Origin of the sequence: Desulfobulbus propionicus DSM 2032 (assembly GCF_000186885.1) — a bacterium.
GTDB classification, from domain to species: Bacteria; Desulfobacterota; Desulfobulbia; order Desulfobulbales; family Desulfobulbaceae; genus Desulfobulbus; species Desulfobulbus propionicus.
The window spans coordinates 1,137,821-1,152,758 of sequence record NC_014972.1; the positions used below are offsets into that span (position 1 = coordinate 1,137,821).

The window sequence follows — 14,938 nt, forward strand, 5'->3', positions numbered from 1 at the left end:
TTACACAAAATCAACAATTTGATAGTTAAACTTGTCGCAGGCTACTGCATTTAATTTTCAAGAAACCCAATAGACATTCTGAACAGATGTGACTCCACAACAGAACAAGTTTATTTGCTTGGATCGGCCTATTATATTGAAGCAATGAGAGATAAATACAATGGAGAACTGTGTGGCCAACCTCTTCCAATATCTTGGCACATTGTTACCTACAATCAAGTCAACTATGAAGCCATTTACTTTCAGGAGCCTTGGGGAGGCTGGGCCAGAGGCTACGGAGCTGGCCCTAGCAGTTGCGCCTTTGTTCCACAGTTGAAATTTCCACATATAAATTACCACCATGACTTTGGATTGTTTTATAGCGCTGACAATGCAGGCGGTGAATGGGGTTTCCAATGTGCGATAGAAATTGACCCTGAAGAAACGCATAAAGATCGTAAAGATAAAGACGAATATAGAGACAATATAGTTGACTACGAAGTAATACGTGTTGATGACAGGATACATAGTTGCACAACATGGTTTGAATTAATAATGGACAGAGACGATGCAATTATTGAGGAGCATCTCAAAACAATCAAAGATGACGACGACACTCAAGATTGGTAGGCTCCCATCCAGGGGTGGCGATAATACGCACATATTTTCTTTCTTTTCCGCGGAAATGCCTATGTCTAAATGTGTGGCGCCAGCCTATACCGTCGTCGGTGTCCTCTGTTTCCATATACCCCCAGACTTCCCTACAACATTCGCATTCAGCAACAGGGTCGGCATCTGGCAATTTATTAAATGCTCTCTCAAGCTCTTCGCTTTTTTTGTTAAGCCATACAATCTTCATATAATAACCTTATATAATAATATAAATCAGTTAACAACCGGCTTCACTCGGACCCCGCAAACAGCGCGGGTCCGGTGAGCCAGACGTTGGGCCTCGGTCTGCTCCCTGGTCGGTTGAAAACAACCTCGGCCCAACCAGTTCATCAAGCGGACTAGCCGCTTATGCCGTCCCTACCAAAACCGAGCATTTCGAGAAGGTCCTTAACAGAGATGCTGTCACGTTGGGTTGACATCAGGTAGTCTCGGCATGACAAGATAGTAGACTCTGCATCATCAACGTCTGCGCGGAGATCGTCAATCTCGCGTTACAGACGTTGAACCATACACTCTGAACAGCCATCACCGTCGAATGGTGCTCCATGTTCGCACGGACCAGGATCTTCGACAATTCCGGAATCAATCTGCATTCTGTAGATATCCATTATGTTCTCCGTCTGGAATTTTTCCCCAACCAGCAGTTTCAGCAGGCCGAGCTGCTGAACTGCGCGTTCATGGCGACTGCGTCGCCATGAATCGCGGTGCTGACTGCGTCGAGCACCTTGCCTGGCGCCTTGCGCCAGAACAAGGTACTCGACCGGACACCGCACACCGATCATTCAAACTTCGTTTGCCTGATCGGCGCACGGCGCCGGTCAGCACCGCGATTGTGGCCGTAGGTGCAGCGTGGTCGGTAGATGCCGGCCTCGCCACAACCAGTGCCTTACAGCGGACAATCCGCTGAAGTGTTACTCAAAATATTCCTTTATCAGATAAAGCTGACTCGCAATTCCAAAGGTGCCTAATGAAACGCCCTCGATCTCCTCAGCCAAGTCGTCAAAATCTTCTGGAAGATCATCGTAAATATCTCCTTTTTGCTTTGCCCGAGCCTCACCTGCAGATATCATTTCTGTGGACCTGGACGAAACTACTTTGCCACCCTGGAATATTTCGACTGTTTCGCCGTCAGCGGTGATTGTGATAACTACCTTGTCTGGATACATGATCACTCCGTTTTTTAAATTTATTCTGCCACAACCAGCAGTTTCAGCGGATGAACCGCTGAACTGCGCGTTATGCAGCTTCAAACAGGTTGCATGTTTCATGCACGATACATCCCTTTTTCTGGCACCACATGTCGCGGTCTTCGTTTATTGTCAAACAACCCGTACAATCTTCACACGACGTTTTTTCACTTATTTCTTCATGCATAACAAGGTCGCTCCAGCCGACCAAAAGAGATCGGCGATAATGGTTAGATTGCGCTTGGCCACTACACACCATCTCCGAAGTAAGTACGAGACGCCTTGTCAAGAACATCGTCGACCTCTTGCTCGTCAAACTCACGCCTATACAGCTCTTGCACAGCGTGGAGCATTTCATGGACCACAGATGTGGTAAATATTTCCTCGAAAGAAATTTCATTTGTTTTATCTGCACAGGCGTTTACCATCGCTTCAATATTTACAACAATCTTCGCCTCTGGTTCCGCTACAGATCCAGATAGATATCCAGCAAATGCAGGTATTTCGTTATTGGGCTTAATGCTAAATTTAATTTCCAGCATAACAAGGTCGCTCCAGCCGACACCGGGAATCATCGCTCATCTTATCGGTATCTCAGCGGCCCGGTGCGGCTGATCTTGGCGTTAGATTTCCCAAGAAAGCATTACCTGAACAATAAATAAAGGATAAATGATGTCATTCGCAAGGCCGTCAGAATCAATACAAATGAGCCTATTTCCTCAATCAAAACCGGCAACTAAGAGCGCTGATCTTGATGTTCCTAAAACTTATACCGGCTTGGCAGGTTTTCATAAATATTGGGGAAAGAAACCGATTGAAAGCTTGTGTTATCTTGTTGAAAAATGCACCAAAGAAGAAGATGTCGTGATGGACCCTTTTCTCGGCTCTGGTTTAATATCGCTGGAGTGCGTACTTCGAAATAGACGTTTTGTCGGTATTGATATTAATCCGTTTTCAATCGAACATGCATCATTCCTACTCGATTTACCTACAAGTCAGGAATACTATCAGGCTTTGATAGAAATCGAAAATTCTGTTGCTGAAAAAATCAGAAATACTTATCTGACTTCGGAAGGAAAAATTGCATCGCACTATCTTTGGGAAGGGGATCAAATCGTCTCTGTATGGATTAAACCTGAAACAGGGCGAAGCCGAATTGAACTAGTGCCGTCTGCGCTAGACTTAAATTCCTTTTCCACATACAAAGATTACAAGCCGTTACATTTCAGAAATCTCAGATTTTTCACTAACTCTAGGATTAACGTAAAGCCGACTATGACTGTCAGTGATGTTTTTACTGGGCGGGCGATGCGAAATATCGATTTACTCATTGAATCATTTGCCAATTATCCAGCGCACTTGAAACGTGCGCTGCTTCTCACATTAACATCTTCGGCTGGTCAGATGTCCAACATGGTCTTTGCCATAAAAAATCGGAGTGCAGGGAAGAGAAATGGTAACGGCGACAAAATAGAAGTTGGTAGTTGGGTTATTGGGTTTTGGTTGCCGGATACACATTTTGAAATAAACGTATGGAATTGTTTTAAAAATCGTGCGAATAAACTTCTGAAGGCGTTGCCAGCGGAAAGGAAATACTATGCAGTTTCGAACGACGCAGCATCTGTTGAGAATCTTGGAAATGATGCATGGCTTATAAATTCTGACTGTAGGTCAGCATTGAAAGAAATTCCGCCAGAGTCAGTAGCATTCGTTTGTACTGACCCGCCACATAGTGATCGTATACCTTATCTTGAATTGAGTGAGCTATGGAATTCCTTGTTGGGATATTCCGTTGATTTTGACAGTGAAATTGTTGTTTCGAATGCAAAAGAACGTAATAAATCAAAAATTAACTACAATTCGGAGATGACCGAATTCTTCTTGGAAATATCAAGGGTTCTTAAACCAAATGGTTACATAGCATTGTACTTCAATGCTCGTGACGAGGAAAGCTGGCAATACTTGAAAAACATCGAAAAGATATCTGGCACATTAAACTTTATTGGATGTTTTCCAATGACGTACTCAGCTACCTCCGTTGTGCAAGATAATCGGAAAGGGGCCATGAAGAACGACTACATCATTATTTATCAGAAGGGGCAACCCTACACTGGACATCCCTTGACGAGTGCTTTTGTACACCTTCCTGGATGGTCGTCTCAATTCCCAGCAAATAAAGGAGAGTAAGTCAAAGTGAAAGACTTCAACTATTGGAAGAAATTACACGAAAGTGAGAAATTAGAAGAGTTTAGCACAGATGAGCTAGGGCTTCTTTGGCTCAAAGTAAAATGTATTGTTAGAAAAGAACTGATTTCAGAGTTTCTCACAGCGAATAATATTGAACTGAATGAAACGTCATTAAATGGGCAATTTGTTGAATTATACGCTTTGCTTGTAAAAAATCCAAAGGAATCACACAGGATATTGAATGAATACATAGAGGCGACAAATAAAAGCATTTTGGAGGCATTGGACACCAAAAAACTTGTTTCAGAGTTATACAAACTCAAATCATTTGATTGGGGTGGTGATTACCAAAATTCTCTAGATAAATATTTAGTAAGCCGTTATGTCAAGGTGATCCAATCTTATGACATACTTGTGTCAAAATTTGAAACAGAGATTAGCACGGCAGTTCAGGGATACGTTCTTAATAGCTGGTACAACCACTGGTCTAGTATTCTTATTGAACATATTTTTAAATCAAATAATGCGGTGCTGCCAACTGTTGGCCAAATAAAGCATGTTGATTTTTTTATAGGCAATGTACCTTTTGACCTTAAGGTAACATATTTGCCAGCAGAATATCTAAAATCTAAAAGAAAAGAAAAAGGATATCCTGTTGAACTTACTTATTTGAAAGCGCAAGCGAAAAGTCTTGGAATTGATTTTGACAAGAAGGCAAATCCTGCCGATATATACTATGAAATTGTTGAAAAATTTAAAGACAAGGGCACAAAAGAATGTTTACTCGTAATCGAAACTTTGAAAAAAGAGAAATTGGAGATTCTCAACGAAGCAATAGCCAACCCAAAAGGTCTAGCAAAATGGCTATATGAAAATCAGGGCGAAATGCGTTTCGGGTCAGAAAACAGACTTTTTCTTGTGCTTGTCGATACAGATGATTTCACAGGGTCTTGGAAATTGAAGCGTAACATGGATTTGTTAAAGCCAGTAATTGAAGGCTACATTAATGATTTTCCCAAGAAAAAAACTTCAGACTTGAAAATTGAGTTTAAATATAAAGGCAAACCACAGACATTCACAGCATTAACTGATGTCATATTTGTTATCAAATAGGGCTCGGATGAATTATAAATCATAATCTAACAACCGCATCAACGCCGACGCCGGGAAGCTGGCCGAGGCGCTACGGAGGAAGGTTGTTGGCCGGCGCGGGTTATGCGGAACGTTGGGCCTTTTTCACGATCGTTCCCACGCTCCAGCGTGGGAATGCCACCCTGGACGCTCCAGCGTCCCGATGTGTTCAGCGTCCTATGTGAGCATTTCCCCCCCCAAAAAAACCGCCAGCTCGGGCAGGTCTCTGTATCCGCACCGCTGGCCACGCGCTTTCTCCGTCGACTCGCCTACGCGGGCGCGTCTTGCCGGAACGCCCACGCTGGAGCATGGGCGCGATCAACCCTTGCCCTTCGGAATAAAAAGTTCCCCGTCATGCCGCATCCTGTGTAATTGTTCGCTTGCAAAAGAATAACGCATGAATATGTTTAAATCATTTCGTGTTGTCGATGGAAAGTGGACAGAAATGCGCAACATCCTTGTTCGATCCAAACCGAGAAAAGGAGGTGACCATGCAGTGGAAAACAGAAGATGGTGGGTGGAGCCCGTATCTGGCCGGGGCATTGGTGGGGGTGTTAGCTATCGTTTCGGTGTATGCGACGACCCTATGGATGGGCAAGACCAATTATCTGGGCGCATCGACCACCTTTGTGCGTGCCGCTGGGCTTCTTGAACGGACAGTTGCTCCGGATCGAGTGGCTGCCAACGAATACTTCACCAAGGAAAAAGTGCGGGTGGACTGGCAATTCATGGTTGTTGCCGGCATCTTTTTGGGCGCCTTGATCGGTTCCGCAACCGACAAGAGCTTTAAACTGGAACATGTGCCGCCGACCTGGGAAAAACGGTTTGGACCGTCGATCGCAAAACGTGGCGCCGCCGCCTTTTTGGGCGGGATCGTCGCCATGTTGGGGGCCCGCATGGCCGATGGCTGTCCCAGTGGCCACGGTCTGAGCGGCATGATGCAGTTGTCGGTCAGCTCGTTCATCGCGCTGGCCATGTTCTTCGGCGTTGGGGTTGTCGTGGCCGGACTTATCTACAGGAGGCGAGCGTCATGAGCATCGATCAGGTTCTGGGGCTGGTGACAGGGGTATTGTTCGGGTTTCTGCTGCAAAAAGGGCGTGTGCTGCGTTTTGATAAGCAGGTTGGCGCCATGCTGTTGCAGGACATGACCATCTTCAAATTCATGCTGTCCGCCATCCTGGTCGGCATGGTGGGCATTCAACTGCTTGCCGGTGCGGGAATCATTGCCTTGAGCCACAAGGCCATGAACCTCGGCGCCGTGGTGGTTGGTGGCGCCCTGTTCGGCTGCGGCTGGGCAGTGATGGGGTTCTGTCCCGGCACCTCCATAGGGGCTCTGGGCGAAGGGCGCTGGCATGCGGTGTTCGCCATTGCCGGCATGGTGGCGGGGGCGGCGATCTATGCCGAGCTTTATCCTGTTTTTAAATCGACGGTTTTGGCATGGAAAGACTTCGGGAAGATCGGGGTGCCTGACGTCGTGGGCGTTTCTCCCTGGCTGATCATTCCGGTCTTCTGGGCCGGAGTTATTGGGGTGTTTGTCTGGTTTGAGCGTAAGAACCTCTGAACATGTAGTGGGATGAACACGGGACTGACGATTGTTCCCACGCTCCAGCGTCCCGTTGTGTTCAGTGCCCTCTCGGGTGGTTTCCGCCATCCCCCGTTTGTTGGGGAGAATTTGACCCGCTCCTTGTCCGCCAATGCTCGGGTAGGCCGCTGTGGCCGCCTTTGCAGTGCTGCCCCCTAGGCCATGCATTTGCTTCGCCAACTCGTCGACGCTGGAGCGTCCTGGCTGCGTTCCCACGCTGGAGCGTGGGAACGATCAACGACCAGATCCCATAAATACAAAAAGCACCTGACCAATGCTGATCAGGTGCCTCGTTTGGGGGTGGGGCGAGAGGCGAGCGTTACGCCGGCCTGATCTCGACCTTATCCTGCAAATACCGCTTCACCTCGCCAATCGGCACCTCCTTGCGGTGGAAGATGCCGGCGGCCAGGGCGGCCTCGGCCCGGGTGCGGGTGAAGACTTCCAGGAAGTGGTCGGCACAGCCCGCCCCACTGGAGGCAATAACCGGGATGGTCACCGCCGAACGCACCGCGTTGATCAGTTCCAGGTCAAAACCCGAGTTGGTGCCGTCCTTATCAATGCAATTCAGCAGAATCTCCCCAGCTCCCAGTTGCTCGCAGACCTGGGCCAGGGTGACCGCGTCCACCGGTCGTCCCTCGCGACCGCCCTTGACGGTGCACTGGTACCAGCAGTTTAGGGAACGCGCTTCTTGTTTTTTAGTGGTTTCAATGTGTTGCGGGTGAGTTTTCTGTTTTGCCGTCCCACCACCCAGCAACTTCCCAACCCGTCAAAGTGTGCGTCTCGGCTGACCCAAAGGCGAAGATTTCTTGCCTCAGCCGGGTCTCGAATCCCCACCCACTCATCACCCAACCCAGCTCACGCCGGTGTTTTCTCCGCCGCTGCCGGTAGCCAGGGCACGTTTGATGCCGCCGCGTCCACAGCCGCCAGTAGAGTTTCCTGGCTGAGGTGTGCATATCGCTGGGTGGTTTTCAGCTGACTATGCCCAAGCACCTTGGCCACCTCGTAGATCGACCTGCCGGAGTTGACCATATTCGAGGCCATACTATGCCGGAGATCATGCATCCGCACATCGGGCAACCCTGCAGCTTTACGGGCGTTATCCCAAGCTCGGTGCATCTGGACAAAGGGAAGCCTAGTGTCCGGATTGGGAATGACATAGGGGCATCCTTCCCACCGGGGGAGCTGACGCAGGATCTCCAAGGCTGATAGCGACAGAGGAACATGCCTGGCTTTCCCGGATTTGGACATAGGGATGCGCCAACTCCGTCGCTCCAGGTCGAACTCTTCCCATCGACTATCGAGCAGTTCCCGTTTCCGGCAACCGAGCAGCAGGAGCAGGGGGGCTATGTATTTGAGTTGGGTGTTCTTGCTTTTCTCCAGTTGCTCAAGGAGGCGTTGGGTTTCTTCGATCGAGAGATAGCGCTCCCTGGCCGTTGCCTCATACAGCTTTACATCTACAGCCGGGTTGACCTTGACGTCCGGTACTTCCCATTTGATTGCCAGATTGAAAATGTATTTAAGCAGGACCAAGACCCGGTTGGCCATACCCGATGCAAAACCATTAGCTCTCATTCCGTGATGCAGGTCGGCAACCATAATCTGAGTGATCTCATTCATGCGATACGTGCCAAGAGGAGGGAGGAGATGATTTCGGAGCAGGGAATCATCGTTCTTCCAACTGCGCTTGTATCCCTTAATGAAGGGGATATAACGCTCACTGCAGAACTCAGCTAGGGTGGGGACGTCTTTCTTGCTCTTTCGTTGTTCAGCGGGGCTATCTCCCAGGACAACTTGAGAGCGCAACACCTTAGCGGCATTCCGGGCCTTGTCGAAGGTGATGGACTTGGCATCTCCGATTTTATGCTGGATCTGCCTTCCATGCTGATCTTTATACCGAAGAGCATAGGTCTTGCCACCGGTGGACCGGACTTCGACAATGAAGCCAGTAATGGTGGAGTCATAGTAGTTATCTTTCTTCTTACCTTCAGTGCAGACAGCATTACGGACAAATTCTGCGGATAGTTTGACTACAGGCATTTGATACCTCCTGTTTTGGATGATAATGGAAAAAGGATGACAGTGACCTGTGCTGCCGGAGTGGGGGCAGGGGAGCGGTCGCTGCCACCGGAGGGGGGGAGCGAGTGGGCACCCAGCGGGACCGGAGAGCAGCGTTTCGGGGGCGGTCATGGCCCAGGGTATGCGCCGGGGTGAGCGCCCGAGAGCGGGGCGACTCGGGGGGTACTGGAGGGGGGGCTGGAAGTGGGAAAAGTGGGGAAATTGCCCCAGCTCCCCTGGCTCCAATAGAAAAGTGGGGGAGGGTGCCCCATACCGCTTCACAACACCACCCTCCCCAGCTTGAAAAATCCACTTTATCCACTACTCTTGCGAGTGGCGTTACTGCTCGATAGATGTGACCTTGGGAACCGGCTTAAAAGCTACACCTCGAAAGATCTCGTAGCCGTCGAGAGAAGTGTGTGTGACACCGAGGCCAATGTTATGCGACAGGAGTTCTTTGACCCGGCCTTTTGAAAAAGGATGGCGCCCATTATCCTTGCACCATTCCTTGTATGCTGCGTAGAATTCTGCACGTCGAACCTTGTGTTCGTCACCCCGGATGCACTCTTCGTGGATGAATTCTAAGAGAGAATTAGCGGTGAGGCGCCATTTCTCCATCAGTCGATCATGAGCCTTCGAATTTGAGAACTTGCCGTTCTCTAAAAGCCGTTTAGCGCCTTCCAGTGCCCAGTGCGCAATACCAGAGAGCTCTTTCTGGATGATGCGATCGGCAATGCCTGGATCGATCGGCAACCCTGTACGTAAGCGACTATTGGGAAACTCAATGATCAGCCAACGGCAAAAAAAAGCCTCACTGTGATCGTTGGTGGTGATGAGGTGGTTCGACATAAATAAATGAGCCGCCTCGTTTTTAAAAGTGAAAGGCCGTTGGCCTGGATGTCGTCCGGCAACCAAGTCTCCACCGGTGACCGTTTTGAACTCGGCAGACGGAATGGGCTTGGAATCTGGCAACTCACCAACCGAATTAAGCCGCTTGCCTGCCAATGAGGCCAGATAGTATTCGCCGTTCCATTTGAAGGGCGACACCGCTGAAACGAACTCCCCTGGAATCAGATTGGTTATGATTCTCTCCATGGTACCCTTTCCAGCGCGGCCGAATGGATCATAGAACAAAATAGCCTTCTGAAATTGCGCCATAAGGCCGAGAATGATGGCTCCAAAAATCTCCTGAAGGAGAGTCACTTGTTGTTCTTCGTCGCCCGGTTCACTGGATTTGAAAGTATCATGCAGAAAAATGTCAAATAGAGGTGTTTTCTGCTGCTGCGGAGTAACATCGACCATCACACGCTGCCGATGTGGGGCGGTTAGAGCTTCAACACATATCTGGTGATCTTTGAGATGGTGGAAGCCGTTGGCACAGGCCAACCCAACCGGTACATTCGTAAAGAATGTATCGTCCGTGGTGATCATGATCAGGTGATTGGCGATCCCACAGTAGTCCGTACTCCTGGTGCAGTTCTCCTTACCGTCATATACTTCGGCGATATGTCGGGTGAGTGTCTCGAACGGGAATTTGATCCAGATGGTTGTCTCTGAATCGAGTACAAAGAGACTGCCCTGATATGCTACCGGTCGATTACCATCGACAGTCAGTCTATCCGTCATGTCGGTGGCATAACCGTGATGGGTCTGGGCAAGGTCCTCGTTCTTGGTGGCAGTTGCTTTGATGGCCTTATCAAGGCTGACTACGGAGATATCCTTGTTGGCCTTTAACTCAGCACGGATACGAGCAAACTCTGCCGGATCATGCTTGTTGATGAAAGCAAGAGTTTCGACAGCTTCTGGTTCAAAAGGAGCTCCGCAATCGTTTGCCGCCCTTTCGACAAGACGTTTTGCTTCTTCCTTGGCGTGAGTCAATTTGCATTGATCGCTTTCCTGATCAATGAGCTGCAGGGTGGTTCCCATTTCACTGTCAGGTGATGCAGCGGTCGAAAGCTTAAGTTCCTGATTTTCTTTTTGTTGCATAGTTGATTTCTCATCATAAGAAGTTCCCCGGTAGTACTGCTGTTAATCTGAGCCGTTGTCATGATGACCTCGACCGGTTCCGGTAAACACTCCGGAACTCGTGCCCCTTGGCTTACGAATTCTCGACTGACGCATAAATATGCGTAAATGTGATTTTGTTATTTCTTGTTACGGTTTTCTTTCTTTTTTGATCACCTCCTTGAAAGTGTGAAACTTGCATTTTTGTGAGCAGCCCGTCCCCCGTCCTGAAAATCCACTTTGACTGTGGAAGGCGCGTTAGCTATTAGCTAACAGAAACCTTCCAAGTCCAACTTGCTGTTGGACTTGGAAACCGATCATTTGCAGAATTATGCTAAAATTGCAAGCAAGTCAACTGTAATTTTTTAGAAATTAAAAAATTAAAGACTTAATGAATAAAAGATGTATAAACATTAGTAAATAGAATTCCTTGTTAAAGCGGATTGAATAGGTAGTGAAAATTTAATGAAGTTATATGTCTTAAACCTTATGTTTTGTTGATGCCTATTTGAGGCACTTTCGCTTAATGTATTTTCTATGCTGAAGTAAAGGTGCTTTACCTTGAATATTTTTCTCCAAGGATAAATACCCCTACGTGAAGGTGAAATGGTAAGGTATCTCACGTTATCCTTATGCGGCAGAGCCAAAGCGATAAGCGGTAGAGCCTTTCGCTCATGAGAGAGCCGACAAGATTGATTTTTAGTTGTTAGCCTCCTCGGATCGATAGGGGGAGGAAAGGGGGCGCAATTTTTTCGGTAGCACTCCACCCCCTCTGAAAAACCCACTTTTCCCACTATTCGAGTAGGCGGGGCGGCGTCTTGATGCGTATCTCCTCGGAAACTATAAAAATTTCCAGTAGAAGTACACGGCGATACCAATGGTCGCTAAAACCATGACCGGTATGGGGTACAGGAAAGCCAGGACAGTGATGCAGATAATCCCGATGCCTTGGGTTGAACGAAAGAACATGCTCAAGACGGCAGCGGTAATCAGGGCGCAGGTCAGTGAAAGGATCATTTGAGCATCTCCTGTATGAAGGAACTTGGATCACAGCAGAGGTAGCTGTGCTTATCAATCAACTGAACCAGGCCTTCGTTCAGGAGTGCGGCCAATAGAAATCCACCGGTATTGGCTGACTTTCCCTTGAAGATTGCTTGGAGCAAATCCGAGGAGATAGGCTTGTTATCTTCGACGCCCAGCCGCTCCAAGGTGACCCACTCTTTGCAAAAGAAACCACCATTCGAATTCCCATGGAGCTGGAGATAGATCACTTCTTCCCGCCTTCCAACGTGGTAGGTCAATGAGGTCTTGCCGGAGAGGGAAGGGCAATGACCTATCTTGATTATCTTGATAACTTCACTCATGATTGAATCTCCCTGCTGAGTTCCCAGGCATCCAGCCCCATATCGATATAGTCGCGTTCATCCAGGTGGTGCTCGATGGCTGCTTTGACTTCCTCCATGGCGAGTTGGATGTCTTCCGGTGTGAGATAGAGGGCATCCGGTCCGAGCCGCTGGACGATTGCTTTGAGAACGGATTCGGAGGTGAAACTGTGAAGTGCGTCTTGGGGGCTGATTTGAGAGAGTTGGGTAATGATTTCTTGGTGTGTCATAATGGGCTCCTATTGGCTGGAAATAAAAAAGCCCCATGGCTGAGTAGCCGCAGGGCGATAACGGGACATGAAAGCTTGTTTAGGCTTTCATATAAGATGGCGGATTAGGCGAAATAGGAGCAGGTTCGTTATGGGATGCTGTTAGATTAGCCCTAGGGGAGGTAAATAAAATTCTTCTATGTGTTGATTTTATGAGTCTGTATATACGTGGTTTTGATCGATGAATAGGTATATTTACCGGGGTTGATTTTTTGGTGTTGTAGGGGTAGATGAAAATAAGATTCTATCCATCAAATCATGTGGTTCTGTGCGATAGAAGATTAGCACCGTTCCATATTGCGTTTTGCCTTATCAACGGCCTTTTATTTGGTGATGCTAAGTATAGCCGCATTTTATTGGAGTCTTTTTATGAAATAGGTGCCGTTGGATCCAATTTGGTGAAGTCAATATTCATTGGAACTATCTTGACCAGTTAAAAAACACCGCTTCTTCAATCTTGATTACCCTATCACTTTTTATCTTTTTTTGACTTTGTCTTATTTATTAATCTAACTACGAGAATTGTTTCAATATTGTGAAATTACATAAACATTTAACAAGTGCGACGGCTGAGTATCTCATATAAAAATTGGTCCAACCATATTGATATGTGTCCAAATATAAAAAGGAATCACCCCTATGTCACAACTCAGATTTCATGTTGACACGCGTTTAGCTTTTCTGCTGAGTGAGAATTACAGATCAACTGAAAATGCAATCAAAGAGCTTGTTGACAACGCTTGGGACGCAGATGCTGAAAGAGTAAAAGTGTTCTTACCTGAACCGCTAACAGTCAATCCTGAAATTATCGTTGAAGATGATGGAACAGGTATGATCGAAGAGGAATTACGTCGAGAATATCTCTTTATTGCCAGTGATCGGCGGCAGAGGCGTGGAGAAAGAACTGCGTCAAAAAAGCGAAAAGTTAAAGGGAGAAAGGGTATTGGTAAATTTGCTGGTCTAATGACAGCATCAACCATGAAACTAGAAACTTGCGCACGAGGTATATGTTCTTCATTTTCCGTTACCAGAGATGAATTCAAGAAATTTGATGATATCGAGGGGATGCCCATTAATTTGTTTACAAAAAAGGTTTCTCAAGAAAAACATGGCACAAGAATAATATTATCAAACTTGAACCAAGACCTAACCTTTCCAAATCCAACCAAATTAAAACAATTACTCATTCAAGAATACGGCAGGGAAATTGATTTCAATGTTGAAGTCAATGGGAAGGAGCTCGGTATTGACGATGTTCAAGGCAATTTTACTGAAATAAAAAAGGAAATTCCAAAAGTTGGAGAAGTTAATCTTCAGTTTACAATTAGCAATCAGAAAAGAAAATTAAGACAGCCTGGTATAGCTATTAGAGTAGGTGGTAAAATAGTTGGAAATCCTAGCTTTTTTGGCTTGGAAAAGGTGGACGATTTTCCACCGAAGCTATTGGATAAACTATACGGTGAAGTTGAGGCTGATGGTCTTGCGGACCATGTTACTGCTGACTGGGGCGCATTAATCGAAAATAGTGAACTGCTTAAAAAGGTAGAAGATGTTTTTCAACCTATTCTGAAAGAAAAATTTAAAGAAGAATATGGCAGAGAAATTAATCTAGCTCAGGCAAGACTCAAAAAAAAGATAAATGAGAGGCTTGCATTACTACCTGAACACAAACGAGAATACGCAGACAAAGCTATTAAAAAAATCCTCCAAAGGTACTATGGAGAGCCAGAATCAAAATTGGAGCCTATTGTTAATGTTGTCTTGGATTCACTGGAACGATCTGATTATAGGATAGTGATTGAGCATCTATATGAGGCAAGTAATTCTGATATTGCCACATTGGCAGAAGTGCTTTGTGAGTTTGGATTAATTGAATTAGCAATTATGGCAGAACAGACAAATGGCCGTTTGACTTTCCTTGATTATCTTGAGCAAATCTGTATAAATCCAACAACATTAGAAGAACTTCCCCATAAAGCTATTGAGAATAATCTATGGGTAATTGGACATGAATTCACTCTATTCAGTTCGAATAAAACACTTAAACGTCAAGTTGAGGAATATTTAGAGAAAGATTACAAAAGCAACATTGGAGAAAAGCGACCTGATTTGCTTCTCAATGAAAACATTCTTCAAGAATACCTTCTTATTGAATTTAAACGCCCAAGTCACAACCTGATATATAAAGATTATCAACAAGCCACTCGCTACAGAAATGACTTTGGGAAATATACAGACAAGGAAATCAAGGTGGTAATTATTGGCGGAAAAAGGGGGGGCGATCTACCACCAAAGAAGCACAGAGAGCCCTCAGTCGAAATACTTGTGTACCCTGAGCTTATTTCTGCGGCGCGTAAGCGTCTAGACTGGTTGTTGAAAGAGCTGAGAAATAGAACAAATTGAAATCACATATCAAGTCAATAAACCTGACCGGAAATAGCGGCGTTCTTAAATGGTGGGCAATACGTCGGCCGGCAAATTATTTCACCG

At 46.6% G+C, this 14,938-nt stretch carries 13 protein-coding genes and 1 pseudogene; 6 read left to right on the forward strand and 8 right to left on the reverse strand.

Features of this window, described 5'->3' with window-relative positions; genetic code table 11:
• The first annotated feature begins 114 nt into the window (after window positions 1-114).
• Window positions 115-609, forward strand: a complete 495-nt coding sequence (locus tag DESPR_RS18335; protein WP_169701529.1) for a hypothetical protein — start codon at window positions 115-117, stop codon at window positions 607-609.
• Window positions 610-1,562: 953 nt separating this feature from the next.
• Here the strand turns inward: DESPR_RS18335 and DESPR_RS05020 are convergent.
• Together DESPR_RS05020 and DESPR_RS05025 are read right to left on the reverse strand one after the other, a co-directional pair.
• Complete coding sequence (locus DESPR_RS05020) at window positions 1,563-1,919, reverse strand: hypothetical protein (protein ID WP_169701530.1); 357 nt, start codon at window positions 1,917-1,919, stop codon at window positions 1,563-1,565.
• Window positions 1,920-2,086: 167 nt separating this feature from the next.
• Entirely contained in the window at window positions 2,087-2,380 is a 294-nt protein-coding gene (locus tag DESPR_RS05025; RefSeq protein ID WP_169701531.1) for a hypothetical protein, read from the reverse strand.
• A 127-nt stretch (window positions 2,381-2,507) separates the two neighbouring features.
• On the opposite strand from DESPR_RS05025, the gene DESPR_RS05030 reads away from it, so the two are divergent.
• The 4 genes from DESPR_RS05030 (at window position 2,508) to DESPR_RS05045 (ending at window position 6,717) form a co-directional block, all read left to right on the forward strand.
• Window positions 2,508-4,025: a DNA methyltransferase gene (locus DESPR_RS05030; protein ID WP_218918276.1), complete on the forward strand. Its 1,518-nt coding sequence runs from the start codon at window positions 2,508-2,510 to the stop codon at window positions 4,023-4,025.
• Window positions 4,026-4,031: 6 nt separating this feature from the next.
• The gene (locus DESPR_RS05035; protein WP_015723731.1) at window positions 4,032-5,138 is read left to right on the forward strand and encodes a hypothetical protein; all 1,107 of its coding nucleotides are present in this window, start codon (window positions 4,032-4,034) and stop codon (window positions 5,136-5,138) included.
• A 446-nt stretch (window positions 5,139-5,584) separates the two neighbouring features.
• Window positions 5,585-6,190 carry a YeeE/YedE thiosulfate transporter family protein gene (locus DESPR_RS05040; RefSeq protein WP_081457958.1) on the forward strand — a complete coding sequence of 202 codons (606 nt, stop codon included), beginning with the start codon at window positions 5,585-5,587 and terminating at the stop codon, window positions 6,188-6,190.
• Entirely contained in the window at window positions 6,187-6,717 is a 531-nt protein-coding gene (locus tag DESPR_RS05045; protein ID WP_015723733.1) for a DUF6691 family protein, read from the forward strand. The genes DESPR_RS05040 and DESPR_RS05045 overlap by 4 nt, the downstream gene beginning before the upstream one ends.
• A gap of 340 nt (window positions 6,718-7,057) precedes the next feature.
• Here DESPR_RS05045 and DESPR_RS05050 read toward each other — a convergent pair.
• From DESPR_RS05050 to DESPR_RS05070, 6 genes and pseudogenes are all read right to left on the reverse strand, one after another.
• Window positions 7,058-7,408 (reverse strand): annotated as a pseudogene (locus DESPR_RS05050) (HisA/HisF-related TIM barrel protein); the annotation flags it as partial.
• Window positions 7,409-7,593: 185 nt separating this feature from the next.
• Window positions 7,594-8,775 (reverse strand): site-specific integrase, encoded by a 1,182-nt coding sequence (locus DESPR_RS05055; RefSeq protein WP_015723734.1) that lies wholly within the window; start codon window positions 8,773-8,775, stop codon window positions 7,594-7,596.
• A gap of 357 nt (window positions 8,776-9,132) precedes the next feature.
• Window positions 9,133-10,779, reverse strand: coding sequence for a DNA primase family protein (locus DESPR_RS05060; RefSeq protein ID WP_015723735.1), 1,647 nt, complete (start codon window positions 10,777-10,779; stop codon window positions 9,133-9,135).
• 858 nt (window positions 10,780-11,637) lie between these two features.
• On the reverse strand, window positions 11,638-11,814 hold the full coding sequence (locus tag DESPR_RS18340) for a hypothetical protein (RefSeq protein WP_015723736.1): 177 nt from the start codon (window positions 11,812-11,814) through the stop codon (window positions 11,638-11,640).
• Window positions 11,811-12,161, reverse strand: coding sequence for a hypothetical protein (locus DESPR_RS05065; RefSeq protein WP_015723737.1), 351 nt, complete (start codon window positions 12,159-12,161; stop codon window positions 11,811-11,813). The genes DESPR_RS18340 and DESPR_RS05065 overlap by 4 nt, the downstream gene beginning before the upstream one ends.
• Window positions 12,158-12,409, reverse strand: a complete 252-nt coding sequence (locus DESPR_RS05070) for a hypothetical protein (RefSeq protein WP_015723738.1) — start codon at window positions 12,407-12,409, stop codon at window positions 12,158-12,160. Before DESPR_RS05070 ends, DESPR_RS05065 begins: the two co-directional genes overlap by 4 nt.
• Before the next feature lie 678 nt (window positions 12,410-13,087).
• Here DESPR_RS05070 and DESPR_RS05075 point away from each other — a divergent pair.
• Window positions 13,088-14,851, forward strand: a complete 1,764-nt coding sequence (locus DESPR_RS05075) for an ATP-binding protein (protein ID WP_015723739.1) — start codon at window positions 13,088-13,090, stop codon at window positions 14,849-14,851.
• Window positions 14,852-14,938 lie beyond the last annotated feature (87 nt).

Coding starts and splice junctions, on each gene's coding strand:
- DESPR_RS05045 (WP_015723733.1), top strand. CDS start 6,187: ATGAGCATCGATCAGGTTCTGGGGCTGGTGACAGGGGTATTGTTCGGG.
- DESPR_RS05055 (WP_015723734.1), bottom strand. CDS start 8,775: ATGCCTGTAGTCAAACTATCCGCAGAATTTGTCCGTAATGCTGTCTGC.
- DESPR_RS05075 (WP_015723739.1), top strand. CDS start 13,088: ATGTCACAACTCAGATTTCATGTTGACACGCGTTTAGCTTTTCTGCTG.
- DESPR_RS05030 (WP_218918276.1), top strand. CDS start 2,508: ATGATGTCATTCGCAAGGCCGTCAGAATCAATACAAATGAGCCTATTT.
- DESPR_RS05040 (WP_081457958.1), top strand. CDS start 5,585: ATGGAAAGTGGACAGAAATGCGCAACATCCTTGTTCGATCCAAACCGA.
- DESPR_RS05020 (WP_169701530.1), bottom strand. CDS start 1,919: ATGAAACATGCAACCTGTTTGAAGCTGCATAACGCGCAGTTCAGCGGT.
- DESPR_RS05060 (WP_015723735.1), bottom strand. CDS start 10,779: ATGCAACAAAAAGAAAATCAGGAACTTAAGCTTTCGACCGCTGCATCA.
- DESPR_RS05065 (WP_015723737.1), bottom strand. CDS start 12,161: ATGAGTGAAGTTATCAAGATAATCAAGATAGGTCATTGCCCTTCCCTC.
- DESPR_RS05025 (WP_169701531.1), bottom strand. CDS start 2,380: ATGCTGGAAATTAAATTTAGCATTAAGCCCAATAACGAAATACCTGCA.
- DESPR_RS05070 (WP_015723738.1), bottom strand. CDS start 12,409: ATGACACACCAAGAAATCATTACCCAACTCTCTCAAATCAGCCCCCAA.
- DESPR_RS18340 (WP_015723736.1), bottom strand. CDS start 11,814: ATGATCCTTTCACTGACCTGCGCCCTGATTACCGCTGCCGTCTTGAGC.